Raw genomic sequence first — 25,986 nt, forward strand, 5'->3', positions numbered from 1 at the left:
CCGGTGAGCAAGTAGGATCATGTCGCTATGAGCGGTAAGGAAAGAGAGACGGAGCCGGCGTACCAACGCCTCTCTCGTGAGCTTCGTCAGCAGATCTCTGCCGGTACCTACCGCGACGGCATTCAACTGCCCACCGAATCCGAACTGGCGCAGCATCATGGCGTGAGCCGGCAGACGGTCCGCCGAGCCTTTCACGACCTCGTTGCCGAGGGCATCGTGTACCGGGTACCCGGGCGCGGAACGTTCGTGACCGAGAACAGTGGCCGCTATCTCCGTCATCTCGGGTCCATCGAAGATCTCATGAACCTTTCGCGGGACACGACGATGGAAGTAGTCTCACCGCTGCAACGGCGCGTGGACATCGAGGCTGCCAGTCGGCTTCGGCTCGACACCGACGTCGTGTACACCGTGGTCTTTCGGCGGATACACGAAGGGGTTCCGTTCGTTCAGACGACGGCGCATCTGCCGGAGGCGATAGCTCGTCAGATCATCGACCTACCCGCAATGGCCGCCGGTGCGGTGAGCGCAAATACCGTGATCGGCTTGCTGGAACCGCTGATCGACAGTCCGATTGTCGAAGCAGCACAATCGATCACGGTGTCCCCGGCGACGGCAGACGTGGCCAGGGACGTCGATTGCGAGATCGGGCACGCCATGTTGCGAGTGGATCGGTTGTACTCCAACGCGCAGGGCGTCGCCAACGAGCTGTCGGTGAGTTACTTCTTGCCGGAGCAGTACACGTATCGGGTGACACTGCGCCGGGGCGCACATTAACGCTGCGCCGGGGCGCACATTAGAGCTGCGCCGGGCGCTGTTGCTTTCCTTTGCTGTTCAACACTTTTCAGGAGAGAACTATGCGAATTTTCAACGGAATCGACGAAGTAGAGACGGCTGTCGGTGAGCACTTGGGCTACAGCGCGTGGTTCCCGGTCACACAGGATCGGATCGACAAGTTCGCCGACGCCACCGAGGATCATCAGTGGATTCACGTGGATCCCGAGCGCGCAGCGCAGGGCCCTTACGGCGGCACCATTGCCCACGGCTATCTGACCCTGTCGTTGTTGCCGGTGCTGGGCGCTCAGGTGATGCGCGTCGACGGAATTTCCATGACCGTGAACTACGGCAGCAACAAGGTGCGATTCCCCGAACCGGTCAAGGTCGGTTCGTCGGTGAGAGCGGGCGCGGAGATTCTCTCCTTCGAGCGCACGGCGAAGGGCGCGACGATTGTCGTGCGGTACACGATCGACATCGAAGGAGCGGGCAAACCTGCGTTGGTGGCAGACACCGTGCGCCTGCTGGTTGCCTGAGCCCTTTTCCATTATTCCAGAACGAGATTCGAGGTCAGTTGTGAAACGAGCAGCATTGGTCGCGCCGGTCCGAACCGCGGTGGGCCGCTTCGGAGGGGCACTTCGAGACGTGCCGGCGGAAAGTTTGGCTGCCACCGTGGTCAAGGAGACTGTGCGTCGTAGTGGAATCGATCCGTCTCGCATCGACGACGTCGCGATGGGGCAGTCGTATGCCAATTCGGAGGCGCCGTGCATCGGTAGGTGGGCGGCGCTCGAGGCCGGGTTGCCCATTTCGGTGGCCGGCTTCCAAACGGATCGACGATGCGGAACGGGCCTGCAAGCCATCGTCACTGCGGCCATGATGGTCCAGACGGGTGCTGCCGACGTGGTTCTGGCGGGCGGTGTCGAATCGATGAGCGGGATCGAGCACTACACCACCGGAGCGCGGTGGGGCACCAAAGCCGGTGGGCTGCAACTGTTCGACCGCCTCGATCGTGGTCGCGAGCGCTCGCAACCCGAGTGGCGTTTCGGCCGGATCAGCGGAATGATCGAAACGGCCGAGAACGTCGCGACACGCTGCGGGATCAGTCGGGAAGAGTCGGACGCGTTTGCCGTCGACAGTCACCGAAAAGCAACACTGGCAAGAGATTCCGGCCGGTTCGACGCCGAAATCGTCACCGTCGAACTGAAGGATCGAAAAGGGAACGTCACACAGTTCCGTGCTGACGAAGGGATCCGTTCGGACACCTCACTCGAAACTCTGGCACGGCTGCGTGCGGTAACCGAGGGTGGCGTCGTGACCGCCGGTAACGCCAGCCAACAGAATGACGCTGCCGCAGCGATGTTGGTGGTCGCCGAGGATCGTCTGGACGAACTGGGGCTGGAGCCCATCGGGTTCCTCGACAGCTGGGCCGCGGCCGGTTGTGAACCGGCGCTGATGGGCCTCGGGCCGGTCGCCGCCGTCTCGAAACTGTTTGCCAGGACGGGTACAGGCTTCGCCGACTTCGAGCTGGTCGAACTCAACGAAGCGTTTGCGTGCCAGGTTCTCGGTGTCGTGAAGGAATGGGGTTTCGAGGACCTCGATCGCCTGAACGTCAACGGTTCCGGCATCTCGCTCGGGCACCCGGTGGGAGCGACGGGTGCGCGTATGGTGACGACGGCCCTTCACGAACTCAGCCGTCGCGGCGGCGGAAAAGCGCTGTTGACCATGTGCATCGGCGGTGGCCAGGGCATGGCGGCCGTGGTGGAGTCTGCCTGACCAGGTCGCGCTTCTGGGTACACTTGCGGCGGGGGATCGGAAGTTCTACGGAGGCAGTCGGTTGACGAATGCAGGTGCAGCAGACACCAGCGGCGCGCTGAGCATCGAGGATGTTCGTCGCGCCAGGGCTGCACTCGAGGGTTTGGACGTCACCAGTTGGTCCGGTCGCTTCGAACTGCTCTCCGACGCCAACCGTCTGCGTCTGCTGCTCTGCCTTCACCACGCACCGGGTATCTGCGTCACGGATCTGTCCGTGGCGCTGGGGATGAGCGGCACAGCCGTCTCACATGCGCTGCGACTGCTGCGTAGCCAGGGATGGGTGAGCGCGACGCGCGACGGCCGATCGATGCGGTACCAACTGGCAGACGACACCGTTCACCAGTTACTGCATTCGATCGGCGCCACGCATTTTCACGAGGAGTCACACACCCCCGGGCACACGCACAGCTGAGCGGCTCTCAAGGAGTCGCGAAGAACTTCTCGACGGCCGGTGCAGCGTTCGGGTTTCCGTTGGTGATTCCTGCGCCGACTCCGGCAACCGTGCCGATGACTCCACCGACAATGCAGCCGGCGATGAAGTTCGGGAAGATCGACAGGCAGCCGATTCCGACGCCTAGGTTGGCCCCGATCAGCGTCGACTGCAGGCCACCGTTGTTCCAGCCGGTATTGACCTCGTTGGCCATGGTGTCGAACGCGGCCTGCTTCGGATCGTTTCCGGGGAAGAGCATCAACGCCGCCTGGCTGTTCGACTCGGCGGTCGGGGTGAACAGGGGTTGGGACGGATCGAAGCCCGCATTCGGGGGCGCTGCGACGGCAGTGCCGGCTCCGGCGCCGACAGCGGCGACAACGAGAACGGACATCGTGAGAGTTCGGGACAGTTTCATGGGGACGGCCAATCTGTCTGTGTGGAACCGGTCGTGAATGGTGGCGGTGCAGTTCGTCAGCCTGAACTCCACCGTCAGGATCGATCGTGCGGACCTCCTCGGGCACAACGGGACCCGTCGTCTCCGCGCGACGGGCCGTGTTTGGTGGCTACCCGACTCCGGGTGCCCTGAAACCGCCTAGTCTCATTCGTTTTTCGACAAGCGAGCGCGCAGTTCTTCGACCTCGGCAGTAAGGCGATCGACCTCGGCTTGCAAGGGTTGGCGTGCCAGAGCGAGGGATTCGTCCATGCGTTCCTTGTCGAAGCGAGGCGTGATGTTTCGACTGCAGTTCCAGTCGAACGCTTCGACGTCGATGACGATGGAGCGCTGAGCTTTTGCCGTCATCGTGCCGCCGGGAACCTGCAAGAGTTGTTGCAGCAGTTCGGGGTCCTGATCCGCTTCGATCACCTGCGCGCGCCCGTAGATCTTCAATCTGGTCCGCGTCGGGTAGTCGATGACGAACAGCGAGATGCGATTGTTCTCTTCCAGATTGCCGAGTGTCACGAATTGCTGATTGCCGGGCAGATCGGCGAATCCGATTCGATTCGGACCCAACACATGCAGGAATCCACGCGGGCCGCCGCGATGTTGGACGTACGGCCAACCGTCGGGTGTCACCGTGGACATGAAGAAGGAATCCACGGATTTCACGAATCCCTGAGCGCGGAAATCGAATTCCATCGGGCCTTCGTCGGGCTGATCGAGTTTCGAACCGTAGACGGTGAAGCTACCGGTCGACCGCTGACGCTCCACCGCAGCGGGTGAGAAGGCGATGTGTGCGTATCGGGTCGACATTTTAATCTCCTGGTGCTCAGTGCCAGCGGTGGTCGGCAACGGCTGTTCGTGGACCGAACTTGGGTTTGACTGCTTGACCGCTGACCTGCAGCAGTCGCACAGCGCGGTATCGATGTGGTTGTAGGGGAGCGAGGTACTGCACCATCTGGGCGTCGTCGATCGGTTCACCCAGCAGCGACCACCCGACGACCGCGGCGAGGTGATAGTCACCGACCGAGAGTGCGTCGGAATCGCCGAAGGCACGCTGCGCCACTTCGGCGGCAGTCCAGATCCCGACGCCGGGGACCGCTCGCAATCGTTTGGTCGCTTCCGCCCTGGAGAACGTGGATGCCTGCTCGAGGCGGTCGGCGACGCGAGCGCACTGAACGATCGTCTTGGACCTCGCGGGATCGACGTTCGCACGATGGAACTCCCACGACGGCATTCGACGCCATTGGTCCGTGGTGAGTGGAACTCGCATTCCGTCGGGCGCGGGGCCGGGTGGGCGCTCACCGAACTTGGTCAACAGGCGGCGCCACGCGGCAAACGCGTCGATGCCGTGAACTCGTTGCTCGAGGATCGCTGGTACGAGAGCTTCCATGACGCGGCCGGTGCGGCCGATACGCAGATGAGGGAAGCGTCGATGGGCTTCGGCGAGCTTGGGATGTTCGGGAGCAAAATCTTCGGCTTCGTCGTCGAGACCGAGCAGCGCGTCGGCGCCTTCCAGTAATTCCGTGGCACCGGGACCCCACGCCTGCACGCGGACCGAGTGCCGATCCGACTGCGTGATGCGGTAGGTCACAGGACCCGAAAGTTGGCGGGAAACTCGCCAGATCGCTCCGTCGGCGGACCGCCGATGTGCGGGGTCGCCGGGTCCGCGCTGATGCGGGCTGAGCGTCAGCGCGGCATCGAGTGGTCGCTGAGAAGTCACCGTGACTTCGTCGGCCGGAGATAGCGGCGTCATCGAGGTCAGCGTATCGCCACCGTCCATCCTCCGTTAAGGCGTGTGTCGGTGGCGCAACGTATTGTCCGAGCCATGATCATCGTGAGCACCGACGGATCCTGTCTGCGAAACCCCGGTGGGGCTATCGGCTGGGCGTGGGTCAATCACGAGGGTCCGAGCATGGCCGGCGGAGAAGCGTCCGGCACCAACCAGATTGCCGAGTTGCGTGCCCTCTTCGAGGCTGTCGTCGCGCATCCGGGTGGGGATCCACTGCTCATCGAATCCGACTCGCAGTACGCCATCAAGTGCGCGTCGGAATGGCTGCCGAGTTGGAAGCGCAAGGGATGGAAGACCGCGAGCGGTGGGGCGGTCAAGAATCTGGAACTGGTGCAGAGCATCGACCGAGCCATCACCGACCGGGTCGGACCGGTGCGCTTTCGCTGGGTGCGCGGGCACGTCGGCAACCACTACAACGAGATGGCCGACAAGCTGGCCGGCGAAGCCGCACGCGCCATCGTCTCGGGGGACATCGCGTCGGTCCCGCTTGCGGCGCCGGTGAAGAAGGAACCGACCGTCGTGAACTCCTCGTACAAAGAGAAGTCCACGACGGCCGAAGAACCGGCAGATTTGTTCACACTGTTCTGAGCGGTTCAGAAACCGTCGGCAACCTGAACCAGCGCCCGGCCGGTGTACTTGCCCTCGCGTACCTGATCGATCACCGAGACGACGTCGCGGACGGCAACGAGGTTCGTGATTTCCTTCAGATGACGTGGCGCAAGGTCGGAGCCCAGACGTGCCCACAGTGCACGACGGGGTTCGATCGGCATCAGTACCGAGTCCATGCCCAGCAGTGAGACTCCGCGGAGAATGAACGGCAGCACGGTCGTAGGCAGCGCGGCGCCACCGGTCAATCCGCTGGCAGCGACAACACCGCCGTAGTTGATCGTGCTCAGCACGTGGGCGAGGGTCTTTCCGCCGACGCAGTCGACGGCCGCAGCCCACTGGGATTTTCCGAGCGGACGGGGCTTGGCGTCGGGATCCTCGGGGAGCCGGCCGATCACCGAAGACGCACCGAGAGACGTCAGAAGGTCTGCCGCACCGGGCTTGCCACTGGAGGCGACCACGTCGAAGCCTGCGCTTGCCAGAAGGTCGACGCTGACGGTGCCGACGCCGCCGCTCGCGCCCGTCACCAGGACGGGACCGTCGGCGGGCTTCACTCCGCTGGCCAGAATGGCTTGGACACTCATGGCGGCGGTGAATCCAGCCGTGCCGATTGCAGCAGCGTCGGCAGTGGAGATGCCGTCGAGCTTCACCACCCACTCGGCAGGCAGCCTGGCGATCTCCGCGTAGCCGCCGTTGCGGGCGGTCCCGATCTCGTATCCGTGGGCCACCACCTTGTCGCCGGGGATGAACGCGTCGGACTCGGAGGCAATGACCTCGCCGGCAACGTCGATACCGGGGACGATCGGGTAGTCGCGAACCACCCCGCCCTTCGGGGTGACCGCGAGGGCGTCTTTGTAGTTGACGCTCGAATACTCGACGCGAATCGTGACCTCACCTGCCGGGAGGAAGGATTCGTCGACGGTTTCGGGGGCGAAGTCGATGGTGCCGTCGCTGTCGCGGGCGACCCAGGCTTTGAAGGTAGTCATAGGTCGAACATAAAGGCCTTCGGCCCTGTGCGCCTTTTTGGTAGTCCGCACTACCAAAAAGGCGCACAGGGGCGGAGCCCCTAGATCAAGCTGCCCTCATGCACCGCTCGATCGAAAGCCGGCAGCGGACCGCCCGCGCGCAGGGTCGTCGCCAACGCAGGATCGGCGAGATGGAGACGGCCGATCGCGATCAGATCGAACTCACCACTGCCGATGCGCTCCTCGAGTTGCGGGATGTTGTCCACGACAGGTGCGACGCCTTCGATGCGACTGTCGCGCAGTGACTTTCCGATCCCGACGCTACCGACGGCCATCGTGACGGCACCGGTCAGCTTCTTTGCCCAACCGGCCAGTGAGAGGTCGCTGCCTTCGAAGGCCGGGACGTCGAAACGCCTGATGCTGGCGTCGAGGACGTCGACTCCGGCGTCGACCAGCGCACCCAGGATGACACCCAACTCCTCGGGAGTTTCCGCGATCTTCGCGGTGAAATCCTGCTGCTTGTGCTGCGAGAAACGGTAGATGATCGGCAGATCCGGGCCGATTGCCGCGCGGATTGCAGCGACGACGGCAGCCGGGAACTTGGTACGACGCTCCAGGTCGCCGCCCCACGCGTCATTGCGCTGGTTGGTGCCCTCCCAGAAGAAGGAATCGAGGAGGTAGCCGTGACCGCCGTGGATCGCGATACCGTCGAAGCCGAGTTCGACAGCGTGCTTCGCGCTGCGGACATAGGCGTCGATGACGTCCTGGATGTCCTGCTCGGTCATCGCCTCGGTGCTAGCCTGCGCGCGCTCGACGTAGGCAGCGGAGTACGAGGTGACGCCGAGCGGGCCCCATTCACCGGAGGGGCGCATCGGCTTGAGTGACGGGTCTATCTGCGTCATCGCGCCCCACAGCGGTCCGACGTGCCAGAGCTGAGGCACGATCTTGCCGCCCGCAGCGTGCACGTCGTCGACGACCTTGCGCCATCCAGCCTGCGCAGCGGGGGTATGGAGGTTGGGGACGTTGGCGTGATCGACAGCAGTCTCGTGATCGATCGCGACGCCTTCGGTGACGATCAACCCGGTGCCGCCCTCAGCGCGTCGGCGGTAGTAGTCGGCAACGTCGCGGCCGGGCACACCCTCGATGGAGTATGTGCGCGTCATCGGCGACATGACTATTCGATTGGACAGTTCGAGCGAACGGATGCGGAGCGGTTGGAACAGCGGGTTGGTCACTTCGTCACAGCGCTTTCATGAATCGGAAGAATCCGGGGTCCTGGTCTACACGGAGCCTGGTCAGAGTTCGGTAGCTGATCAGCCACTTACCGTCTTCTTTGCGGTATTCCTCGTGGTAGTGGCCGTAGCCGTGCAGATGCAGCTCTTTCTCGCCGTCGTTCCACCACAACATGTCCTCCATCGCCCAGATACCAGTTGCGGTGGTGGGCGAGGTGAGCACAATTTCGGGGGTGTGTGCGTGGTGCGCTGTGGTGAGGGGGATGTCGCCGTCGAGCATGTTCCGAATCGCTGCGGTGAGCTTGTCGATTCCCACTACCTGGTTCGAGGTGTCACCGGTCTTGGGTTGCTTGTCTGTCGGGAGTCCGCCCCACGTCTCGCTGACGACGTCTGCGGTGTGCAGGGTTGGGTAGACGTGCCACTGCTTGGTGTCCATACAGCGTAGGCGCGCGGCGAAGACACGCTTGATTTCCTCGATGGCGAGCAGTTCCTCGACGGCACTGATCGACTCCACTTCGGACTCGGTCTGAGACATTCAACCTCCAACAGTGATCGGCAATATGGGTTCACATTCGGGTGCTCGGGTCAGGCCGTCAACGACCTGTCCCGGTGAGCGCGACGGCACTCGGTATGGTCGAGCGAACGAAAGGGGTGTCAGACGTGTGTACCGAAGAGGTCCCATCGACCGGACCGGAAGAGATTGCCGAGGTTCGGGCTTTCTGGCGCGATTTGGGTGTTCCGGGTGTGATCGACGTCCATACCCATTTCATGCCGAAGAGCGTCATGGACAAGGTGTGGGGCTACTTCGATTCCGCGGGACCGATGATCGGTCGACCGTGGCCCATCGCCTACCGACTTGCCGAGGAAGAACGGGTACACCGTCTCCGCGAGTTCGGCGTCCGGGCTTTCACGTCGATGATCTACCCCCACAAGCACGCGATGGCCGAATGGCTCAACCAGTGGGCCGTCGAATTTGCCGCGCAAACACCTGATTGCCTGCACACGGCCACGTTCTATCCCGAGGAGTCGGCGGCGTCGTACGTAGGGAAGGCGTTGGAGTCCGGGGCGCGAATCTTCAAGTCCCACATCCAGGTCGGCAACTACGATCCGAACGATCCTCTGCTCGACAAGGTCTGGGGTCAGCTCGAGGACTCCGAGACGCCCATCGTGATTCACTGTGGTTCGGGACCGGCTCCGGGGGAGTACACGGGGCCCGATCGCATCGCTTCGCTGCTGGCACGGTACCCGCGCCTGCCGTTGATCGTCGCGCACATGGGGATGCCCGAGTACAGCGAATTCCTCGATCTTGCAGAGGCTTACGGCAACGTCCGCCTGGATACCACCATGGCGTTCACCGACTTCACGGAAGAGCAGTGCGCCTTCCCAAAGGCCGATGTCTCTCGGCTCGTCGACATGCAGGACCGGATTCTGTTCGGTAGCGACTTCCCGAACATTCCGTACCCGTATCTCACCGCCTTGCAGGCGGTTACGCGCTTCGATCTCGGTGACGAGTGGCTGCGAGCCGTTGTGCACGACAACGCTGCCAAGCTCTTCTCGGTGAGCTGAGCCCACCGAGAAGACCTTCGACTCAGCCGGTGAGGAGCTTCGCTCAGCGCAGTTTGATGCTGCCGCCGTCGGCCATCAGCGTCTGACCTGTCATGTACTTGGAGTCCTCGCTCGCCAGGAACACCACGACGGGAGCGATGTCGGTTTCGGGATCACCGATGCGTCCGAGAGGTACCTTGGCGACGGATGCGGCTGCGCGCTCGGGGAAGGCTTCCTGCCACTTGACGACGCCTTCGGTGGCGGCGAACGGGCAGACAACGTTGACCCGAATGCCCTCTGGCGCCCACTCGTTGGCGACTACGCGAGTCAGGCCTCGCACAGCTTCCTTGGCTGCCGCGTAGGACGTCTGGGTGGGCATGCCGTCCAGGCCGGAGCCCGACGCGAAGTTGACGACCGAACCCTTGGTCTTCGCGAGTTCGTCGTGGCATGCCTGCATCAGGTGGACGACAGGGTAGAAGCCGGTGTTGAAGGACAGGTCGAACATATCCTGCGTGGTTTCGAGCAACGGAGCCTGACGGGAAGCGTGAGCGTTGTTCACCAGGATGTCGAGCTTGCCGAAAGCCTCGAGCGCGGCGTCACGGATCTGCTCGGCAGAACCTGCGGCAGCGAGGTCGACGTTCAGGAATTTGCCGGCCCCGGCCAGTTCCTCCTCGAGTGCCTGGCCCTGCTCGTCGTTGATGTCGACGAACAGGACCTTCGCGCCTTCACGAGCGAAGACTCGGGTGATGGCACGACCGATTCCGCCGGCGCCGCCGGTGACGATCGCTACCTTGCCGTTCAACCTCATGAAAACGCTCCTCTTCGTAGGTGCTTCTTAAACTGTTGCGGTCTCGTCGACTGCAAGGGCAATCTTTTCGAGGCCGGCGATGCTGTAGGCAGCGTAGGTCTCGTACGGTCCGCGGCCTGAGAAGTAGGACGAGAGCTGGCCACCGAGCTCTTCGACCGTGAACGCGGATCCGGCTGCGTCGAAACGATTTTCGACCTTGGGTGCTTCCATCAACGCCACCATCTTGCCGTAGACGACGAAGACCTGGCCGTTGATCTCGTCGGAATCGGGGGATGCGAGGTAGCTGACCAGGGTCGCGACGCGCTCGGGTGCCAGCGGATCGAGACCGCTTACGCCGGTGTTGTTCTCGCCGAAGGCTTCTGCTGTCATGGCGGTGCGGGCGCGGGGGCAGATCGCGTTGGTGCGGACGCCGTAGCGGGAGAGGCCTGCTGCGCTCGAGAGCGTCAGAGCGGTGATACCGGCCTTGGCTGCCGAGTAGTTGGGCTGTCCGGCGCTGCCGAAGAGGAAGGCCTCGGAAGAGGTGTTGATGATGCGGCCGTATACCGGTGCGTCGGCTGCCTTGCTGGCTGCGCGCCAGTGGACTGCGGCTGCGTGCGAGGTGGCGGCGTGACCCTTGAGGTGCACGCGGATGACGTCGTCCCAATCGGATTCGGTCAGGTTGAAGATCATCTTGTCGCGCAGGATGCCTGCGTTGTTGACGAGGATGTCGAAGGATCCGAAGTTCTTGACAGCTTCTTCGATGATGCGCCCGCCGAGCGACCAGTCGGAGACGTCGCCGGTGATGGCGAGTGCCTGTCCACCTGCGGCCTTGATCTCGTCGACCACGTCGTTGGCCGCTGCACCCATGTCGTTGACGATGACAGCTGCGCCGGCAGCGGCGAGTCCGAGTGCCTCGGCGCGACCCAGGCCGGCACCGGCGCCGGTGACGGCGGCAACTTTGCCTTCCAAGCTCAGTGATTGCGTCATGTCGTGCTCCTTCGATCCGGTCTGGCGGTAAGTTCGGCAAAATTAGTATTCATTCTAATTTGAAGTCGAGAGTTCGGTTGCCGTTCCGAAAAAATCATTCGAACAGAATCAGAATTAGTTCTAGTTTTGAACACAAGTCTGGCCATCTGAGGGGCAGTCCCACTCAGCGGGAGCGGTGATCTGGGTCACGAGCCGTGCATGCCACCTTGGGGCGACGCGGCGATCCCACCGCGTACGCGCTTGCGTCACCACCGATCCTGTCCCGGAGCCATCATGGTTGTCGACACCCAGAAACGTCCCCACCCCACACCTCCGTCGGAAATCCTCACGGCGGGATCGGCTTTCGCGACCTCTGGTGGTGCGACGGGTGAATCCGCCCAGTTCCTGGCCGCATTCGTCGGCGCCAAAATCGGATAGTTCTCACCGCAAACGCAGTACGGTCGGCCCCGAATTCGCCGGGCCGGACATCAAGGAAGGCACCAGCAGTGTCATTGAATTTGGCAGATCTGTTCGAGGGTATTTCGGATTTGATTCCGGACCGCACGGCACTCGTGTGCGATGGGCGTCGTCGCACATACGTCGAGTTGGACGAGGGCTCGAATCGCATCGCCCGCCACCTGGCGAGTGTCGGTGTCGGGCCGGGCGACCACGTTGCTCTGCACATGCGCAACAGCATCGAGTTCGTCGAAAGTTTGCTCGGGTGCCTCAAAATCCGCGCGGTCCCGATCAACGTCAACTATCGCTACGTCGACGCCGAACTGACCTACCTGTACAACGATTCGCAGTCGGTAGCGCTGATCGTGGACGAGGAGTTCGTTCCCGTCGTAGAGACGGTTCTCCCGGCCGTGCCGGGCATCAAGCACGTCGTTGTCGTCGGCGAGTCGGCGGTCCGCGACGTCGAAGGCGTCGACGTCGTTCGATATGCCGACGCTGCCGCCGAGCAGCCTGCTACTCGTGACTTCGCGCCTCGCAGCAACGACGACCTGTTTGTCATCTACACCGGCGGCACGACGGGAATGCCCAAGGGCGTCATGTGGCGGCATGAAGACTTCTACTTCGCGGCGCTCACCGGCGGAAACCCGTTCGGTCCGCCGCATACGACTGCCGAAGCGCTGTATGCCGCGGTGCCGAATGTTCCCGCGATGAACATGCTCAGCACCGCACCCCTGATGCACGGCGCGGCGTCGTACTCGCTGTTCACCGGATTCTTCATGGGTGCCAACGCGATTCTCATGGCGCGGTTCGACGCGAAGTCGACGCTGCAGCTCGCCGGGAGTGAGAAGGCCGTCTCCATCACCGTCGTCGGAGATGCGATGGCTCGTCCGCTCGCAGACGAATTGGCGTCGAACGCAGCAGATTACGACCTCAGTACAGTCGGAATGATTTCGTCGGGCGGAGCGTTGTTCTCGCTCTCACTGCGCGAGCAGCTCAAGTCCATACTTCCGAACCTGGTGATTCGCGACGGATTCGGCTCCTCCGAGTCGGGCGTCGACGGCAATCTCGAAATCGGCGAAGACGGCCTGATGCGCATCGCCGCTCGCGACGAGACGCGCGTCGTGGACGAACGGATGCGGCCGCTCGAGCCGGGATCTGCCGAGACCGGATACATCGCTCGCAGTGGTCACGTGCCGGTCGGGTACTTCAATGATCCGGTCAAGACGGCGGCTACGTTCCCGGTGATCGACGGAGTGCGGATGTCGGTACTCGGCGACGTCGGGCGAGTGGAAGCCGACGGCTCGATCGTCCTGCTGGGGCGTGGTTCTCAGTGCATCAACACCGGCGGGGAGAAGGTGTACCCGGAAGAGGTCGAACAGGCACTCAAGAGTCACCCGGCAGTGCTCGACGCTCTGGTCGCGGGAATTCCGGATGCGAAGTTCGGTGAGCGCGTCGCTGCGGTCATCACGACCCGCGAGGGCTTCGACGTCCCGGACGCTGCCGAGATCGGTGAGCATTGCGCGTCGCACGTTGCTCGGTACAAGGTGCCGCGCACTGTTGTCAGTGTGCCGTCGATCAGGCGCTCTCCCAGCGGAAAGGCCGACTATCGCTGGGCCAAGGCCACTCTCGCCGAGCAAGCCTCCTGATCCGGCCGGAGTCATCCAGCGCGTTTGTGAGGGACGCGTTGGGTGGCTCCGGTGCTCTAGCCTGTCAGCGTCAGAACCAGCAGAGCGACGTTGAGCGCAACGATCAAACCCGCTGCAACCCATGCCGCGACGGTCGTGAGTGGGGCATTACGCGCGTCGCCCATGAGTTCGGGGTCCGAAGTCATACGCACCAGTGGGATGATCGCGAAGGGGATGCACAGGCTCAAGACCACCTGGCTGAGTACGAGTGCGAGAGTCGGATCGACGCCGAGTGCGAGAACGATCAGCGCCGGGATGAGAGTGACGATTCGGCGCGTGATCACCGGAATGCGAATGGCCAGAAGGCCATGCATGATCTCGGCGCCGGCCGCGCACCCCACGGAGGTCGACGCGAGTCCGGAGGCGAGGAGTCCGATCGCGAATACGACGGCCACACCAGGGCCGAGTGAATTCTCGATCGCGGCATGCGCGCCGTCGATGGTGTCGGTGCCGGGTACTCCGCGCAGCGCGGACGCGGCCAGGAGCAGCATGCCGATGTTCACGCCACCGGCGATGATCAACGCGACGACGACATCCCAACGGGTGACCTTGAGTAGTCGCTGCAATCGTGGCCCAGGTTTGATGTGGCCGTGGCGATCTCGGGCCAATGCGGAGTGCAGGTAGATCGCGTGCGGCATGACCGTGGCGCCGAGCATGCTGGCAGCGAGCAGTACGGTCTCGGTTCCTTCGAAGCGGGGGACCAGTCCGGCGACGGCTTCGCTACCGGAGACGTCGGTGAAGGCGAGTCCGGTCAGGAAGCCGATCGTGATGATGGCCAGCAATCCCATGACCACGAACTCGAAAGTGCGCTGTCCGCGCCGACTTTGGATCGTCAAGATCACCATCGACACGCAACCGGTGATCAACCCACCGACGAAGAGCGGGACGTTGAAGAGCAGGTTGAGTGCGATGGCGCCGCCGATGACCTCGGCCACGTCGGTTGCGATCGCCATCATCTCGGCCTGGAGCCAGAACGCGCGACGGTTGTTCTTACGCAGGCGCTGACCCAGCATTTCGGGCAGGGATCTGCCGGAGACCAGCCCGAGTTTCGCGGACAGATACTGCACCAGGACGGCCATCGCGTTGGCGAGTACCAGCACCCAGATGAGCAGGTAGCCGTACTTCGCGCCGGCAGTCAGGTTGGCGGCGACGTTGCCCGGATCGACGTACGCGATGGCCGCGACGAACGCCGGACCGAGCAGGGCGATGGATCTCCCCGTAGGTCGTCGGCGCGGAGTCGTCGGCTCTTGCGTACTGGTGCTCATCGGTCTCCTGGTCGCACGTACTCGGACCTGCCGGTTCGAATATGTGAACTATAGAGTTCGGGGGGCCGAACTTTCAACCGCTGTGCGCGGTTAGTGACCGCAGAGACTCTCTAACCGCGCACAGGGGGTTAGGCCGTCACGCCGGCTGCCAGCAGGGCGCGAGCCTCGGGTCGGCCGTCGAGGAGAGCGTTGGTGCGCAACTCGACCTTCCACTCGCCGTCTGTCTTGATCAGCTCCCAACGGTTTGCGGTGATGCGGAGGACCTTGAATCCCGTCGGGTTCTCGGGATCCTTGATGACCAACTGTGAATGGCAGGTAGCGACGGCCTTGTTGCCGTCGATGCGGATGTGCGCGGGCGTCATCATGTGCGCCGCGCCGTTCATGATCCAGTTCTGGTGAGAGGCGCTGTGAACCATGGCCCGCAGTTCGCCGCGGCCGTGCATCGCGCCGGTGTCGACGTCGTAGACACCGTCCTCGAGCCACAGGTTCGCGACTTCGTCGGCCGATCCGCTGTCGACGGCGGGGCTGTACGTGGTCAGCAGTTCGGTGATCGCGAGCTTGTCCTCGAGCAATTCCACTCGGGCGAGCAGGGATTCGATCAGGGCGGTCGAGTCAGTCATCGGTACGTCCTTTGCATTGGATTATCGGCGAATCAGGAAGTGGTGAAAGAGAAGCCCTCGGCGAGGGCGATTCGGTGAAGTTCTTCGAGTTGTTCGCAGTAGTGTTCGGCGCTTCGAGCGCCGACCGAGCAACTGGCTATGGTCGCCCCGGCGTCGCGGACGCGAGTCAAGGCGCGAAGCGTGGACTCGGGATCGCCGAGGGGATCGAGCGGAGCGCCGGCGGGGAGGACGACGTCGAATCCGTCGGGGAGCGTCGTGGCGCCCAGCATTTCCTTCAGTTCGGAGAATCTCAGCCCGAACGGAACCCACCCGTCGCCGTGTGTGGTGGCCCGGCGCAACGATCTCTTGGTCCGGCCGCCGATCCACAGTGGCACACGTTTCTGGACGGCATGAGGTTCGACGACAAATCCGGAGTAGTCGTAGAACTCGCCGTGATACTCCGGAGTCGGCGTCGACAGCGAAACCCGAAGTGCGGCCAAAGCGTCGTCGGCACGCGCTCCTCGATCGGTGAACGGAGCATTTACGAGATCGAATTCTTGTTTCAGAGTTCCCACTCCGAGTCCGAGTATCAGGCGTCCGTTGCTGACGCGATCCAGCGTTCCGTAGCGCTTGGCGATCTCGAGGGGATGGTGATAGCCCAGCACCAGGACCTGCGTCGCCAGCAGGATTCGTGACGTACGTGCGGCGAGAAAACCGAGGGTGGCGAGCGGATCCCAGTAGGTTCCGCCACGTTCGGTGGCGATCTCTTCTGGAACCGCGACGTGTTCACTGCAGGTCAGGTGGTGGAAACCGAGTTGATCCGCCGCGGCAGCAATTGAGGCAATCTCACCGATGTCAGCACTCGTCTCCCACTCCGAACGTGTGCTCGGGTGCTGAATCAGGACCGGCGTGACGATTCCCAGGTGCATCGGGCGTTTATAGCCCTCCCGCACGCGCGGCGGCAGGTGAATTACCGCTGATCGGGATCGAAAAGGTTGATTCACTTTCCAGAAACTGTGACCTGGGTTATAGTCGGTAGAATCAATTCCAGTTTTCGGGAGGCGTCCATGACCATCGTTGACATGAACGACACACTGTCCACCGTCCAGACCGCCGCCGGGCTACCCAAGAAGGATCTGCCGCCGTCGATGGTCGAGCGGATGACACTGATTCTCGACGCCTTCGACGGCCGCGCCGCACGGCTGACGCTGGAAGAGGTCGCGTGCCGCACTCAGTTGCCGCGGTCCACCGTCCACCGCATTCTCGATCAGCTCGTCAAGCTGGACTGGGTTGATCACGCGTCGTTCGGCTACTGTCTCGGGCGCCGTGCACTCGGCCTCGGTGGTGGCGACGGCGGCCACAGCCAGATCCGCGAAGCCGCGGCGCCGCTTCTGCATGAGCTGCACCTGCAGACCGGCATGGTCGTTCATCTGTCGGTGCTCGACGGGCGCGAGAGTGTCTACCTCGACAAGGTCGGCGGGCGGTTCGCCGCGGCGCTACCGTCCCGCGTCGGCGGCCGAGTACTCGCCCATTCGACGGCCGGAGGCAAGGCGATGCTGGCGTGGATCGACCCCGAGCGTGTCGACGCTCTGTTCGGGTCGGCTCTTCCCCGCTGCACCGAGAACACGATCACCGACGTCGCGGTGCTCCATCAGGAACTGAACCGGATCCGTCAGCGTCGGGGACTGGCCTTCGAGCGCGGTGAGTCGGCACGTGGGGTCGCGTGTGTGGCGTCGGCAATTCGCGGACACGAGGGTCCTGTCGGCAGTATCGCGTTGTGTGGGGACATGCGGACCGCTCAGCTCGAGCGAGTTGCTCCGCTGGTCGTCGACGCGGCTCGCGAGGTCTCCCGCACGCTGTACCCCGAACTGGGCGCTCCCCGCCGTGGCCGCAAAACCCCACCTGTTCCGACCAATACGTTCTCCGCTGAGACGATGGATCGCCTGCTGGCGGCGTCGTCCGACCACTGGATCTGACGTATTTTGATCGACTTGTCTCGCTGATCGGGACGAGTCATAGCAGCTCAGCGGTACTGATGGCACCGTTCGGACCATGACGACTGAACTGAGCTACGAGGGAACCCTGAAGGAACTGCAGACCGATCTCGGTGTGCTCCGGTACCACGAAGCCGGCGACGGCCCGCCGCTCCTGCTGCTGCACGGATCGGGCCCCGGAGTCACCGGTTGGCGTAACTACCGCGGCGTTCTCGCGGACTTCGCGGAGCACTTCCACTGCTACGTTCTCGAGTTTCCCGGATTCGGCGTCAGCGATCCCGGCCCCGACCATCCGATGATGATGGCGCAGGCATCGGTCGGCATGTTCCTCGACGGCCTGGGCCTCGGACCGGTCCACATGATCGGTAACTCCATGGGCGGCATCGTCGCCACCAAGGTTGCGATCGACGAGCCCCATCGGGTCAGCAAGCTCGTCACCATCGGCGGTATGGGCAAGAACACCTTCTCTCCCGGCCCCGGTGAAGGCATCAAACTCCTCATGGAGTTCACCGACAACCCCACCCGCGAAGCTCTGGTCCGTTGGTTGCATTCGATGGTCTTCGACCGTGCCGTTGTCACCGAGCAGCTCATCGAAGAGCGTTGGGCCCTCGCCACCGAGCCGACGACGCTCGAGATCGCCCGCCGTATGTACAGCAGCAAGGCCATGGCAGCTATGGGCGCGGCTGCTGCTGCGTCGACCGCCGTGCCGTACTGGGCGCAGCTGAACAAGATCAAGGCGCCGACGCTGTTGACCTGGGGACGCGACGACCGCGTCAGCCCCGTGGACATGGCGATCCTGCCGATGCGCGACATCCCCAACGGCGAAGTTCACATCTTCCCCAACTGCGGACACTGGACGATGATCGAGGCCCGCGACGCTTGGGTTGCGTCCGTTCTGGCATTCCTTACCCGGCCCGAAGGCAAGTAACGGGCTTCGCCCCCCGTGCGCCTTTTTGGTAGCCCCCACTACCAAAAAGGCGCACAGGGGGTGCTCCCACTCACCGGGAAGCGTTTCTGCACTTCGGCGGGCTCCCTGCCACCGTTTCATCAACAGATTTTCATTCTGCCTAGGCGCTCGCCGGGTACCGAAACCAGAAAGCCGGAAGATCATGGGTCAGGTTCTAGACAACATTTCACAGTTCGCCGACGAGATCCGCGCCGACGGAGTCGAGGGCGACAAGCTGATGCGCTTGACGGACGGCAGCGCGAAGCGACTGCGCGACTCCGGTGTCATCCGGATGTTCCAGCCGAAGGAGTTCGGCGGCCTCGAGGCACATCCGCGTGAATTCGCCGAGACCGCAATGGCTATCGGCGCGATGGACGGTGCCACCGGCTGGGTCAGCGGCATCGTCGGCGTCCACCCGTGGGAGCTCGCGTTCTTCGACCGCAAGGCTCAGGAAGAGGTCTGGGGAACCGATCCCGATACGTGGATGGCGTCACCGTACGCGCCGATGGGTGTCGCGAGGCCGGTCGAGGGTGGGTACATCCTCAACGGCCGCTGGTCGTTCTCCTCGGGTACCGATCACTGTGACTGGATCATGATCGGTGCGATGGTCGGTGACGAGACCGGTAAGCCGCTGATGCCGCCGAAGCACCTGCACGTGCTGTTGCCGCGCTCCGATTACGACATCGACCAGGACAGCTGGAACGTCGTGGGCCTGCGCGGAACCGGTTCGAAGGATCTGATCGTCAAGGACGCGTTCCTGCCCACCTACCGCACGATCGACGCCGGAAAGGTGTACGACGGAACGGCATGGAAGGAAGCGGGCCGTACGGAGACGTTGTACAAGTTCCCGTTCTCGTGCATCTTCCCGCTCGGTATCACCTCGTCGTTGATCGGTATCGCGGAGGGTGCGTTGGCGTGCAACATGGCTGCGCAGCGTGAGCGGGTGACGGTCAGTGGTGTTCCGATCAAGGAAGATCCGTATGTGCTCTTCGCGATCGGTGAGGCGGCTGCCGAGATCGCTGCTTCTCGGGCTGCGATCTTGGAGACGGTGGATCGTTTCTGGGACATGACCGAGAAGGGGCAGGAGGTCTCGTTCGAGCTTCGTGCGATCGGTCGGCGTACGCAGACTGCTGCCGCGTGGCGGGCGGTGCGGGCGGTGGATGAGATCTTTGCTCGTTCCGGTGGTGGCGCTTTGCAGTTGAGCACGCCGATGCAGCGGTTCTGGCGTGATGCTCATGCCGGTCTGGCGCATGCGATTCACGTGCCCGGTTCCATTTTCCATGCGTCGACGCTCTCGCAGCTCGGTGGCGAGCCGCAGGGCATCCACCGCTCGATGATCTAGTCCCACAAACATTCTCGAAGCAAGGACGGTTAGGAATGACTGAAATTCGGGGTCTGGGATATCTCAGGATCCAAACGCAGGACGTGGCTCGCTGGCGCGAGCTCGTGGTCGACGGACTCGGCCTCGCGGTCGGTAGTGGCCCGGAAGCCGACGGCCTCTACTTGCGCCTGGACGAGCGTCGTGCGCGACTGATCGTCCTGCCCGGCGAGACGGACAAGGCTCTCGCAGTGGGCTGGGAAGTGCGAGATCAGTTCGCGCTCCAGCGTGTTCGTGAAGCGGTCGAGAAAGCCGGAGTCGAGGTCGAGGTACTCTCCGAGGTCGACGCCAGCTACCGCGATGCCGAGCAGGTCATCGCCTTCGACGATCCCAACGGCAATCGCGTCGAGGTGTTCTTCGGGCCGGTGCTCGACCACAGCCCGTTGGTCACCCCGCACGGCGGCCGTTTTGTCACCGGCGATCAGGGCCTCGGCCATGTGGTGCTTCCGGTTACGCGCTTCGACGAGGCATACACCTTCTACACCGAGGTGCTCGGATTCCTCCCGCGCGGTTCCATCCGTCTCGGCGGAATCGACGCGCCGCCGCCGGCCCGTCGAGTCCGTTTCATGGGTGTCAATCAGCGTCACCACAGCCTCGCGCTGTGCCCGGCGCCGCCCGTGGACGAGCCCGGTCTCGTGCACTTGATGATGGAAGCCGAGACTCTCGACGCTGTGGGTCAGGCTCTCGATCGTGTTGCCAAGCTCGGCTTCTCGATCTCCTCGACGTTGGGTCGCCATACGAACGACAAGATGGTGTCGTTCTACGTGCGTGCACCGGGTGGCTGGGATCTGGAGTTCGGGTGCGAGGGCATGCTCGTCGACGAAACCTTCTACACCGCTGAGGAAATCACAGCGGACAGCTACTGGGGCCACGACTGGTCCGACAGTGAACCGCTGGCTGCGTTCACTCCCAAGAGCTAGCTCTTCGCAACGAAAAAGCTCGGTCCCAATACATATCGGGGCCGAGCTTTTTCGTGTGATCGATCAGGAAGCTGCTGCTGCCAAACCGGTTTCGAGGTCGGCGAGAATGTCGTCGATCCCTTCGATGCCAACCGCGAGGCGGACGAGCCCCGGGGTGACGCCCGAAGCGAGCTGCTCTTCGGGGGTGAGCTGCGAGTGCGTCGTCGACGCGGGGTGGATGACGAGTGAGCGAACGTCACCGATGTTGGCGACGTGGCTGTGCAGTGTCAGGGCGTTGACGAACTTCTTGCCCGCATCGACACCACCGGCAAGCTCGAATGCGACGATTGCGCCGGTGCCCTTGGGCGCCAGCTGCTTTCCGCGCTCGTGCCACGGCGAGGAGGGCAGTCCGGCGTACGCGACCGACGTGACTTCGGCGCGGCCCTCGAGGAATTTCGCGACCTTCTGGGCGTTGGACACGTGGCGCTCGATGCGCAGGCTCAGTGTCTCGATGCCCTGCGAGATGAGGAAGGCGTTGAACGGTGCGATGGCCGAGCCGAGGTCGCGCAGAAGCTGAACGCGTGCCTTGAGGGCGTAGGCGGGTGCACCGAGATCGGCGAAGGTGACGCCGTGGTAGCTGGGGTCGGGGGTCGTGAAGTTGGTGTGGCGTCCCTGGGTCCAGTCGAACGTGCCGCCGTCGACGATGACGCCGGCGATCGCGGTGCCGTGTCCGCCAAGGTATTTGGTGGCGGAGTGGACGACGATGTCAGCGCCGTGCTTCAGCGGTTGAATGAGGTAGGGCGTTGCGACGGTGTTGTCCACGATCAGCGGGATGCCGTTCTCGTGGGCGACCGCACTGATACCGGGAATGTCGAACACGTCGTTCTTGGGGTTGGAGATGGTTTCACCGTAGAACGCCTTGGTGTTCGGACGGATGGCCGCACGCCAGTGTTCGAGATTGTCCGGGTCTTCGACGAAGTCGACGGTGATACCCAGCTTGGGCAGCGTGTAGTGGAAGAGGTTGTACGTGCCGCCGTACAGACGAGGGCTGGAGACGATGTGGTCGCCGGCCTCGGCAATGTTGAGGATCGCGAAGGTCTCGGCGGCCTGACCGGACGCAACCAGCAGAGCTGCGACTCCACCTTCGAGGGCGGCGATGCGCTGCTCGACGGCATCCTGCGTCGGGTTCATGATGCGGGTGTAGATGTTGCCCGGCTCGGCGAGGCCGAAGAGCGCGGCAGCGTGGTCGGTGTTGTCGAAGACGTAGCTGGTGGTCTGGTAGATCGGCAGTGCCCGAGCGTTGGTGGCGCTGTCCGGGCCCTGCCCGGCGTGGACCTGCTTGGTTTCGAACGACCAATCGGCAGTCGGATCGGCTTCGACGGGGGTGTTCTCGCTCATGAATTCATACTCCGTGGTGAAGGGTGGGTTGATGCGGGTCAGGCGGTTTCGACGACTGTATGCACTGGGACGGGATTGCGGGTGAGATCGAGTACGGGGCAGTGGGCATCGACGGTCTCCTGCAGCTCCAGGTAGCGCTCGCGAGTTTCCGGACCGGTCAGGGTGACGACCACGCGGACCTCGGAGAATCCCGGACGGACCGCGTCGTCGAAGCCGAAGAATCCACGGACGTCGAGATCGCCTTCGGCTCTGGCCGAGATGTCGTCGAGCGCGATACCGAGTTTGTCGGCCCAGACGCGGTAGGTGACCACCTGGCAGGACAGAAGAGAAGCGAGGTAGTACTCGACTGGATTGGCTGCGGTGTTCTCGCCGCCGAGGGCCGGTGGCTCGTCGACCTCGACGCTGTACTTACCGAGAGAAATGGTGCTGGCAACGGCGTCGTGCGCCTGGGCGGAAGCCTTGAAGACGACGTGCGCTTTGCTCGCGTCCTTGTCGATGGCGTCGGCGTTGGCTGCTACGACGGAACTCAGGTGGGAGATGGAAGCGGTGGTCATGACAGAAATGTCCCCTGATCTGGGCGTACATACGAGTATCGACGCGAGCGGCGCTCACGTCGTAGGTCCGATCAGAAGATCGGACACCCGGAGGTACAGACATGCGCAAAATCGACGTGGCGTCGCCGCGTCAGCAGCGTGCCCGTCTCGTATGCGCCAGTTCCCGTCACAGGAGAGACTGTAACCGGTTCACACCCTTTCCGACCAGATGTATAGGAAATCTGTCTCGGATCGTGGTCCGTCATGTAGGCGACAGTCCGCTCCACCGGGGTGTCCGACGACCCGCAAAAGCGTCGAGTCCTTCGGCGATGTCCGGGGAACGCAGCACTGCTTCCTTGGCATCGTCGGTGACGTTCCATCCGACGGCATCGGCTTCGGCGTAGAGAGCGTCGATCGCCTTCAAGCTCAAGCTCACCGAGGTGGGGGAGGACTCGCAGATCTCGGCCGCCATCACCAACGCCTCGTCGAGTGCGTTGCCTGGCGCAGTGACCACGTTGACGACGCCCAGGTCCCTGGCCCGTTCGGGATCGAGTGTGCGGCCGGTGATCAGGAGTTCGCGGGCGATGTTGATCGGAAGTGCCCGAGGTGCCCGAAAGAGTGCACCGGACGTCGCAACCAAACCACGCTTGGTTTCGGGAAGGCCGAATTGTGCTGTGGCAGAGGCGACGATGAGATCACAGGCCAAAGCGATTTCGAAACCTCCACCCAGTGCGTATCCCTCGACTGCAGCGATCAGGGGCTTGTTCCGCTGACGCCGAATGACGCCGTACTCACCGCCGCGAGGCATGCGAAGGTCGGCCCGCTCTCGGATATCGGTTCCGGCGCAAAAGATGTTGGGGGTTCCGGTGATGATGCCGACCCACAGATCAGGGTCGTCGTCGAGAAGATTCAGCGCGGCTTCGATTCCCTCGGCAGTCTCACGGTTGATCGCGTTACGGCGTTCTTCGCGTTCGATCCTGACGATGAGAACGCGGTCATGGCGTTCGGTGGAAACAGTCGACATAATTGGACTGTAGTCCACCTATCGGAGGTGGAGGTGCGTCACCTGACGGGACGGACATTGGACACATTCCGGACTGTGGCGAAGACTGTGTTCTGAGGCGGAGAAGGGCAGGTCGACGTGATTTCCAAACGAGAACAGAACAAGCGCGACACCAACGACAGGTTGCTCTCGGCTGCACGAATTCTGTTCTCGGCGCAGGGTTTCGCCAGCACGACCGTCGACGACATCGCCGAGCGAGCCGAGGTGTCACGAGCCACCTTCTTCAATTACTTCCAGGGCAAGGACTCGGTTCTCGAGGCGCTGCACAGTGATCATCTCGATCAGCTTGCGACACTGGTGGATCAGCTCATGGAATCGCCGATGTCGACTTCTGATCGGATCTCCCGGATTTTTCAGGACTTTGCGCAGCAAGCGATCATGCATCCGCGCTATCTGCGCATGGTGACTGCGGAACTCGAGCGCGACTTCGCCTCCTCCGGAGCGGGGGCGGCCCACGATCATCGGTTCCACGTGGAACTTCTACGGATCGTCACCGCCGGGATCGAAGCCGGCGAAGTGCGATCGGACTATCCGCCGCTGTTTCTCGCGCAGATGATCGGCGGTACTTACGGCGCGTTGGTTCGCTTCTGGCGGCAAGACGCCGACTACGACGTGGTCGGCGAATTCGATCGCGGAGCGAAGTACGTGGCCGAGGGCATTGCCGCTCGCTGAACTGACTCAGGGAGTGGGCACTACCAGGGGCAGCATCTGCTGGACGCTCTCCGAAAGATAGTTCGCAGCAGTCTGATCGCCGGACAGATGACGCAGCAGACTCTGCTGGAACAGGCCGTCGAAAATCGCGTACATCGCCGGCGAGGTGACCGAGGGTTCCACGTCGAGAAGCTCGGCATAACGAGAAACGATGCGCCAGATCATGTTTTCGAGACTCTCGTCGATCGCGGCGACGTCGGCTCGGAAGGACTCCTCGAACATCGACTGCGCGCGCAGGTCGTACCAGAGACGGTGCATCGTCGGTTCGTCGATCATGGTCTCGGCCAGCAGTGCCCCGAAACCGGTTTTCAGTTCCTCCGGCGTCTGAGCGGTGGCGACGATGCCGTCGTAGCGGGTGACGCAGCGCGCCTTGTAGTGGCGGACGCAGTGGGTGATCAGGTCGACCTTGTCGCTGAAATAGTAGTGCAGGACGCCGTGTGAGAACTCCGAATTCTGGGCGATTTCGCGCAGACTGGTGCGCGCGTAGCCCAGTTCGGCCAGCGTTTGCAGCGCGGCCTCGGCCAGTTGATCGCGCCGCTCGGAGAATTTGTCGACCTGACGACGTGACACCTTGTCGGCGTTGGTGCGCTTGTCTGTGTTGGACCGCTTATCCGACGAGGTGGGCACAGCATTTTTCACTGCCCCACTTGACTTCTCGACTGTCGTGGTCACGATGGCACGTCCTGTTCCCTGCGATTTCCACAGCGGCACGATCGCCGCGTCCGAATCAGTGTAACCCCTGGTCTTTGACGAGCGTGTAACAAAATCTTGACAGTCGTCAAGATTTCTCTTGACACTCGTCCAAAGTTGAATACTCTGTGACTCACACCACTTGGCAGCGTCGCTGTGAACGGTGGCATCGCGAGAGTCGTTTCAGTCATGGAGGCAGTCGAAAATGAGCGTGTTTGATCTCGAGGGACGAAAAGCACTGGTCACAGGTGGTGCCAAGGGGCTCGGAGCCGGAATGGCTGAGGCGTTGGCGAAGGCGGGAGCGTCGGTGATGATCGGCGACGTTCTCGAAGACGAGGGTCGCGCCACCGCGGAAGCCGTCGGTTCGGGCGGAGTCAAGACCGGCTTCGTGAAGCTGGACGTCACCGACGACGCCAACTGGGAAGAAGCAGTTGCTGCAACCGCGGAGACTCTGGGCGGCTTCGACATCCTCGTCAACAACGCCGGCATCGAGATTTCCTCGCTGGTGGTGGACCTTGATCCGGGCGACATCCGCCGCATGTGTGAGGTCAACATCCTCGGAACGGCGCTCGGAACCAAACACGGGCTGCGCAGCATGCGTCCGGGTGGCGTCGCCGGAACTGGCGGATCCATCATCAACATTTCGTCGGTCGCCGCAACCATTCCATTTCCCGGCATCAGTGGTTACTCCGCGACCAAGTCCGCGGTCGACCGCTTCACCAGGGTTGCTGCAGCCGAGTCGGGCAAGCTCGGCTACGGAGTCCGCGTCAACTGCATCTACCCGGGTCTTGTTGCCACGGAGATGGGTCTCGGACTCGCAGCGGACATGGAGAAGCTCGGCCTCTGGCCCAGTGCCGAAGCAGCCGTCGGCGACGTCATCGGTCTCACCCCGCTCGGCCGTCTCGGCGAAGTGAACGACATGGCGGACGCCGTGGTGTTCTTGTCCTCCGACGCCGCACGATTCATCACCGGTATCGGCCTTCCCGTCGACGGTGGCATGGGCATGTAACTCGCCCCCCCCAATTCG

The 25,986-nt window shown here is 63.1% G+C and carries 29 protein-coding genes; 14 read left to right on the forward strand and 15 right to left on the reverse strand.

Features of this window, described 5'->3' with window-relative positions; all coding sequences use genetic code 11:
• Positions 1–27 precede the first annotated feature (27 nt).
• The 4 genes from ACFWAD_RS07140 to ACFWAD_RS07155 all read left to right on the forward strand — a co-directional run bounded on the left by ACFWAD_RS07140 (position 28) and on the right by ACFWAD_RS07155 (position 2,995).
• Positions 28–774, forward strand: a complete 747-nt coding sequence (locus ACFWAD_RS07140) for a GntR family transcriptional regulator (protein ID WP_003940169.1) — start codon at positions 28–30, stop codon at positions 772–774.
• Positions 775–854: 80 nt separating this feature from the next.
• Positions 855–1,307: a MaoC family dehydratase gene (locus ACFWAD_RS07145; protein WP_378531399.1), complete on the forward strand. Its 453-nt coding sequence runs from the start codon at positions 855–857 to the stop codon at positions 1,305–1,307.
• Between the two features lie 40 nt (positions 1,308–1,347).
• On the forward strand, positions 1,348–2,544 hold the full coding sequence (locus ACFWAD_RS07150) for an acetyl-CoA C-acetyltransferase (protein WP_378542446.1): 1,197 nt from the start codon (positions 1,348–1,350) through the stop codon (positions 2,542–2,544).
• Positions 2,545–2,605: 61 nt separating this feature from the next.
• Positions 2,606–2,995, forward strand: a complete 390-nt coding sequence (locus ACFWAD_RS07155; protein WP_317552083.1) for a metalloregulator ArsR/SmtB family transcription factor — start codon at positions 2,606–2,608, stop codon at positions 2,993–2,995.
• A gap of 7 nt (positions 2,996–3,002) precedes the next feature.
• Here ACFWAD_RS07155 and ACFWAD_RS07160 read toward each other — a convergent pair whose 3' ends face one another.
• From ACFWAD_RS07160 to ACFWAD_RS07170, 3 genes are all read right to left on the reverse strand, one after another.
• Positions 3,003–3,500, reverse strand: coding sequence for a hypothetical protein (locus ACFWAD_RS07160; protein ID WP_378531404.1), 498 nt, complete (start codon positions 3,498–3,500; stop codon positions 3,003–3,005).
• Between the two features lie 111 nt (positions 3,501–3,611).
• On the reverse strand, positions 3,612–4,262 hold the full coding sequence (locus tag ACFWAD_RS07165) for a pyridoxamine 5'-phosphate oxidase family protein (RefSeq protein ID WP_378542448.1): 651 nt from the start codon (positions 4,260–4,262) through the stop codon (positions 3,612–3,614).
• A gap of 16 nt (positions 4,263–4,278) precedes the next feature.
• Positions 4,279–5,232 (reverse strand): DNA-3-methyladenine glycosylase family protein, encoded by a 954-nt coding sequence (locus tag ACFWAD_RS07170; protein ID WP_378542450.1) that lies wholly within the window; start codon positions 5,230–5,232, stop codon positions 4,279–4,281.
• A 45-nt stretch (positions 5,233–5,277) separates the two neighbouring features.
• On the opposite strand from ACFWAD_RS07170, the gene ACFWAD_RS07175 reads away from it, so the two are divergent.
• Complete coding sequence (locus ACFWAD_RS07175) at positions 5,278–5,829, forward strand: ribonuclease H (protein ID WP_378542453.1); 552 nt, start codon at positions 5,278–5,280, stop codon at positions 5,827–5,829.
• A 5-nt stretch (positions 5,830–5,834) separates the two neighbouring features.
• Here the strand turns inward: ACFWAD_RS07175 and ACFWAD_RS07180 are convergent, their stop codons facing one another.
• From ACFWAD_RS07180 to ACFWAD_RS07190, 3 genes are all read right to left on the reverse strand, one after another.
• Positions 5,835–6,833: an MDR family oxidoreductase gene (locus ACFWAD_RS07180; protein ID WP_378542455.1), complete on the reverse strand. Its 999-nt coding sequence runs from the start codon at positions 6,831–6,833 to the stop codon at positions 5,835–5,837.
• Between the two features lie 80 nt (positions 6,834–6,913).
• Positions 6,914–8,047 (reverse strand): 12-oxophytodienoate reductase, encoded by a 1,134-nt coding sequence (locus ACFWAD_RS07185; protein ID WP_378542457.1) that lies wholly within the window; start codon positions 8,045–8,047, stop codon positions 6,914–6,916.
• A gap of 4 nt (positions 8,048–8,051) precedes the next feature.
• Positions 8,052–8,579 carry a nuclear transport factor 2 family protein gene (locus tag ACFWAD_RS07190; protein WP_378542459.1) on the reverse strand — a complete coding sequence of 176 codons (528 nt, stop codon included), beginning with the start codon at positions 8,577–8,579 and terminating at the stop codon, positions 8,052–8,054.
• A 125-nt stretch (positions 8,580–8,704) separates the two neighbouring features.
• On the opposite strand from ACFWAD_RS07190, the gene ACFWAD_RS07195 reads away from it, so the two are divergent.
• Positions 8,705–9,610: an amidohydrolase family protein gene (locus ACFWAD_RS07195; protein ID WP_378446856.1), complete on the forward strand. Its 906-nt coding sequence runs from the start codon at positions 8,705–8,707 to the stop codon at positions 9,608–9,610.
• A 43-nt stretch (positions 9,611–9,653) separates the two neighbouring features.
• Here the strand turns inward: ACFWAD_RS07195 and ACFWAD_RS07200 are convergent, their stop codons facing one another.
• The gene (locus ACFWAD_RS07200; protein WP_283302923.1) at positions 9,654–10,397 is read right to left on the reverse strand and encodes an SDR family NAD(P)-dependent oxidoreductase; all 744 of its coding nucleotides are present in this window, start codon (positions 10,395–10,397) and stop codon (positions 9,654–9,656) included.
• 27 nt (positions 10,398–10,424) lie between these two features.
• Positions 10,425–11,363, reverse strand: a complete 939-nt coding sequence (locus ACFWAD_RS07205) for a 3-oxoacyl-ACP reductase (protein ID WP_230815229.1) — start codon at positions 11,361–11,363, stop codon at positions 10,425–10,427.
• Positions 11,364–11,636: 273 nt separating this feature from the next.
• Here ACFWAD_RS07205 and ACFWAD_RS07210 point away from each other — a divergent pair, with 273 nt between their 5' ends.
• Together ACFWAD_RS07210 and ACFWAD_RS07215 are read left to right on the forward strand one after the other, a co-directional pair.
• Positions 11,637–11,780, forward strand: coding sequence for a hypothetical protein (locus ACFWAD_RS07210; RefSeq protein ID WP_378542461.1), 144 nt, complete (start codon positions 11,637–11,639; stop codon positions 11,778–11,780).
• Positions 11,781–11,848: 68 nt separating this feature from the next.
• Positions 11,849–13,444, forward strand: a complete 1,596-nt coding sequence (locus tag ACFWAD_RS07215; RefSeq protein ID WP_378542463.1) for an acyl-CoA synthetase — start codon at positions 11,849–11,851, stop codon at positions 13,442–13,444.
• A gap of 56 nt (positions 13,445–13,500) precedes the next feature.
• Here ACFWAD_RS07215 and ACFWAD_RS07220 read toward each other — a convergent pair whose 3' ends face one another.
• The 3 genes from ACFWAD_RS07220 to ACFWAD_RS07230 all read right to left on the reverse strand — a co-directional run bounded on the left by ACFWAD_RS07220 (position 13,501) and on the right by ACFWAD_RS07230 (position 16,276).
• A complete protein-coding gene (locus ACFWAD_RS07220; RefSeq protein ID WP_378542465.1) occupies positions 13,501–14,748 on the reverse strand; it encodes an Nramp family divalent metal transporter in 1,248 nt (415 codons plus the stop codon).
• 128 nt (positions 14,749–14,876) lie between these two features.
• Entirely contained in the window at positions 14,877–15,368 is a 492-nt protein-coding gene (locus ACFWAD_RS07225) for a nuclear transport factor 2 family protein (protein WP_003939809.1), read from the reverse strand.
• Between the two features lie 32 nt (positions 15,369–15,400).
• Positions 15,401–16,276 carry a TIGR03619 family F420-dependent LLM class oxidoreductase gene (locus ACFWAD_RS07230; RefSeq protein WP_378542467.1) on the reverse strand — a complete coding sequence of 292 codons (876 nt, stop codon included), beginning with the start codon at positions 16,274–16,276 and terminating at the stop codon, positions 15,401–15,403.
• A 138-nt stretch (positions 16,277–16,414) separates the two neighbouring features.
• Between ACFWAD_RS07230 and ACFWAD_RS07235 the strand changes: the two genes are divergently transcribed.
• The 4 genes from ACFWAD_RS07235 (at position 16,415) to bphC (ending at position 20,585) form a co-directional block, all read left to right on the forward strand.
• On the forward strand, positions 16,415–17,323 hold the full coding sequence (locus ACFWAD_RS07235; RefSeq protein ID WP_378446850.1) for an IclR family transcriptional regulator: 909 nt from the start codon (positions 16,415–16,417) through the stop codon (positions 17,321–17,323).
• A gap of 76 nt (positions 17,324–17,399) precedes the next feature.
• Positions 17,400–18,269, forward strand: coding sequence for an alpha/beta fold hydrolase (locus ACFWAD_RS07240; protein ID WP_019745379.1), 870 nt, complete (start codon positions 17,400–17,402; stop codon positions 18,267–18,269).
• Between the two features lie 181 nt (positions 18,270–18,450).
• Positions 18,451–19,629: an acyl-CoA dehydrogenase family protein gene (locus ACFWAD_RS07245; RefSeq protein WP_378542469.1), complete on the forward strand. Its 1,179-nt coding sequence runs from the start codon at positions 18,451–18,453 to the stop codon at positions 19,627–19,629.
• A gap of 35 nt (positions 19,630–19,664) precedes the next feature.
• On the forward strand, positions 19,665–20,585 hold the full coding sequence (gene bphC, locus ACFWAD_RS07250; RefSeq protein WP_095968411.1) for a biphenyl-2,3-diol 1,2-dioxygenase: 921 nt from the start codon (positions 19,665–19,667) through the stop codon (positions 20,583–20,585).
• Between the two features lie 63 nt (positions 20,586–20,648).
• Here bphC and ACFWAD_RS07255 read toward each other — a convergent pair whose 3' ends face one another.
• From ACFWAD_RS07255 to ACFWAD_RS07265, 3 genes are all read right to left on the reverse strand, one after another.
• Positions 20,649–21,962, reverse strand: coding sequence for a bifunctional o-acetylhomoserine/o-acetylserine sulfhydrylase (locus tag ACFWAD_RS07255; protein WP_378542471.1), 1,314 nt, complete (start codon positions 21,960–21,962; stop codon positions 20,649–20,651).
• Between the two features lie 38 nt (positions 21,963–22,000).
• Positions 22,001–22,516, reverse strand: coding sequence for an OsmC family protein (locus ACFWAD_RS07260; protein WP_007732784.1), 516 nt, complete (start codon positions 22,514–22,516; stop codon positions 22,001–22,003).
• Between the two features lie 241 nt (positions 22,517–22,757).
• Complete coding sequence (locus tag ACFWAD_RS07265; RefSeq protein WP_378542473.1) at positions 22,758–23,519, reverse strand: enoyl-CoA hydratase-related protein; 762 nt, start codon at positions 23,517–23,519, stop codon at positions 22,758–22,760.
• Positions 23,520–23,636: 117 nt separating this feature from the next.
• Here ACFWAD_RS07265 and ACFWAD_RS07270 point away from each other — a divergent pair, with 117 nt between their 5' ends.
• Positions 23,637–24,230: a TetR/AcrR family transcriptional regulator gene (locus ACFWAD_RS07270; protein WP_378531438.1), complete on the forward strand. Its 594-nt coding sequence runs from the start codon at positions 23,637–23,639 to the stop codon at positions 24,228–24,230.
• A gap of 6 nt (positions 24,231–24,236) precedes the next feature.
• Here the strand turns inward: ACFWAD_RS07270 and ACFWAD_RS07275 are convergent, their stop codons facing one another.
• Entirely contained in the window at positions 24,237–24,896 is a 660-nt protein-coding gene (locus ACFWAD_RS07275; protein WP_378542926.1) for a TetR/AcrR family transcriptional regulator, read from the reverse strand.
• Positions 24,897–25,164: 268 nt separating this feature from the next.
• Between ACFWAD_RS07275 and ACFWAD_RS07280 the strand changes: the two genes are divergently transcribed.
• The gene (locus tag ACFWAD_RS07280; RefSeq protein WP_019745372.1) at positions 25,165–25,968 is read left to right on the forward strand and encodes an SDR family NAD(P)-dependent oxidoreductase; all 804 of its coding nucleotides are present in this window, start codon (positions 25,165–25,167) and stop codon (positions 25,966–25,968) included.
• Positions 25,969–25,986: the final 18 nt, after the last annotated feature.

Origin of the sequence: Rhodococcus sp. NPDC059969, from assembly GCF_042738325.1 — a bacterium.
Lineage (GTDB): Bacteria > Actinomycetota > Actinomycetes > Mycobacteriales > Mycobacteriaceae > Rhodococcus_F.